Here is a 2,239-nt window from a genome sequence, read left to right on the forward strand (position 1 = left end):
CTCAGCATCAACCGCGTGGTGCTGCAGATGTTCTTCGTCGGGCTGCTGGTCTGGGGGCTGTTCTTCTTCGCCTTCCGCCGGCCCAAGCTGGTGCCCTCGGGGCTCCAGAACGTGATGGAGGCGTTCGTCGACTTCATCCGCAACCAGATCGTGCTTGAGGTCATCGGCCGCGACGGGCTGCGCTTCATGCCGTATCTGACCACGCTGTTCGTGTTCGTGCTGTTCGGCAACCTGGGCGGGATCATCCCGCCGATCCTGTTCCCGCTGAACGGCCGCATGGCCCTGCCGGCGATCATGGCCATCTGCAGCCTGCTGGTGTTCATCAGCGTTGGGATCGCCAGCCAGGGCTTCGGCCACTACTTCAGGAACGCCCTGTTCCCGCCCGGCATCCCCTGGCCGGTCTACGTCCTGCTGACGCCGATCGAGTTCATCTCGACCTTCGTCGTCCGGCCGGTCACCCTGGCCATCCGGCTGCTGGCCAACATGATCGCCGGCCACCTGATCCTGTCGGTGTTCTTCGTGGCCACCGGCTACATGCTGACATCGATGAACATCAGCAGCCTGTTCGGGGTCGGGGCGCTGGTCTTCTCGGTCGCCCTGGTCGCCTTCGAGCTGTTCGTGGCCGGCCTGCAGGCCTACGTCTTCACGATCCTGTCCGCCGTGTACATCGCCGGGGCGCTGGAACCCGAGCACTAGCAAAGGAGCAGACCGCGAGATGAGCCTGGCACTGATGAGCAACATCCTGGCCGCCGAGGACACCGTCAGCGGCAGCGTCTCGATCATCGGCTACGGCCTGGGCACGCTCGGGCCGGGCATCGGCATCGGCTTCCTGGTCGGCAAGACCGTCGAGGGCATCTCGCGCCAGCCCGAGTCGGCCGGCCAGGTCCGCACGCTGATGTTCATCGGCCTGGCCCTGGTCGAGGCCCTGGCCCTGTTCGGCTTCGCCCTGGCCTTCGTCGTCCGGTAACAGGGAGGGCACGTGCATCTCGCCTATCTCCTGGCCCAGGAAGCGGAGCCGGCCCACGAGCCGAACCCGATCCTGCCGGCCGCCAACGAGCTGATCTGGGGCACGATCGCCTTCTTCATCCTGCTGCTCGTCATGTACCGGACGGTCTGGCCGTCGGTCGACAAGGCGTTCAAGGACCGCCGGGCCAACATCGAGGGCAAGCTCGAGAAGGCCGAGAAGGACCGCGAGGAGGCCGAGGGGCTGCTGGAGCAGTACCGTCGGCGGCTGCGCGACGCCGAGGATGAGACCCAGCGGATCCTTGAGGAGGCCCGGGCCAGCGCCGAACGGGTCCGCCGCGAGCTGCGGGACAAGGCCGAGGCCGAGGCCGGCCGCGAGCTGGACCGGGCCCGCCAGGCCATCCGGGCCGAGCGCGACCAGGCCATCCGCCAGCTCCGCAACGAGGTTGGCACCCTGGCCGTCGAGCTGGCCACCCGGGTGGTCGGCGACTCCCTTGACCGGGACCGCCAGCTCCGGCTGGTCGACGAGTACATCGACGAGCTCGGCAACCAGGCCCAGGCCGGCGCCCTGACCGGCCGGCGCGAGGAACCCGATGGCGACCGAGGTTAACCAGGCCCTGGCCACCCACGCCCAGGGGCTGTTCGACGAGGCCGCCGGGCGCGGCCAGCGGGCCATCGACCAGGTCGAGGCCGACCTCGAGGAGCTCGCCCGGCTGCTCGTCCACCAGGTGCGGCTGCGCAAGGCCCTGGCCGACCCCGGGCTCCCGCCCGAGCCCAAGCGGGCCCTGCTGGCCGAGCTCGGCCAGGGCCGCCTGGACGAGGCCAGCGTGGAGCTGCTGGCCACCGTGGCCACCCGCCAGCGGGTCCGGCTGCGGGACTTCCCCGGGCTGCTGGCCGCCCTCGCCGCCATGGCCGCGTTCACCGCCGCCGAGAAGGCCGGCGAGCTGGAGCAGCTCGAAGGGGAACTGTTCTTCCTGGGCACGCTGGTCGAGCAGCAGCCACGGGTGCGCTCGGCCCTGACCAACCCCGGCCTGCCCGTCGCGAACAAGCGGGCGCTGGTCGCCGACCTGCTCGACGGCCGGGTCGGCAGGCGCACCGCCGCCCTGGCCGACCTGCTGGTCGAGCTGTACGAGGGCCACGACCTGGACACCGTGGCCAAGCAGTGGGCCGAGGCGGCGGCGGCCCGCCGCAACCGGGTGGTGGCCGAGGTGCGCAGCGCCGTCGAGCTCGACGACCAGCGCCGGGCCCGGCTGGCCGAGGCGCTGACCCGCGTGCT

At 70.7% G+C, this 2,239-nt stretch carries 4 protein-coding genes; all 4 read left to right on the top strand.

Annotated elements, in window-relative coordinates; all coding sequences use genetic code 11:
- Positions 1-696: F0F1 ATP synthase subunit A (atpB, locus tag VF468_29290; protein HEX5882382.1), on the top strand; the 696-nt coding region annotated here is incomplete at its 5' end.
- Positions 697-727: 31 nt separating this feature from the next.
- The gene (atpE, locus tag VF468_29295; protein ID HEX5882383.1) at positions 728-967 is read left to right on the top strand and encodes an ATP synthase F0 subunit C; all 240 of its coding nucleotides are present in this window, start codon (positions 728-730) and stop codon (positions 965-967) included.
- A gap of 12 nt (positions 968-979) precedes the next feature.
- Positions 980-1,573 carry a F0F1 ATP synthase subunit B gene (gene atpF, locus VF468_29300; protein ID HEX5882384.1) on the top strand — a complete coding sequence of 198 codons (594 nt, stop codon included), beginning with the start codon at positions 980-982 and terminating at the stop codon, positions 1,571-1,573.
- Positions 1,557-2,239 (top strand): F0F1 ATP synthase subunit delta (locus tag VF468_29305; GenBank protein ID HEX5882385.1); only part of this gene is annotated, 683 nt, incomplete at its 3' end. The genes atpF and VF468_29305, both read left to right, overlap by 17 nt.

Source organism: Actinomycetota bacterium (genome assembly GCA_036280995.1).
Classification (GTDB): domain Bacteria; phylum Actinomycetota; class CALGFH01; order CALGFH01; family CALGFH01; genus CALGFH01.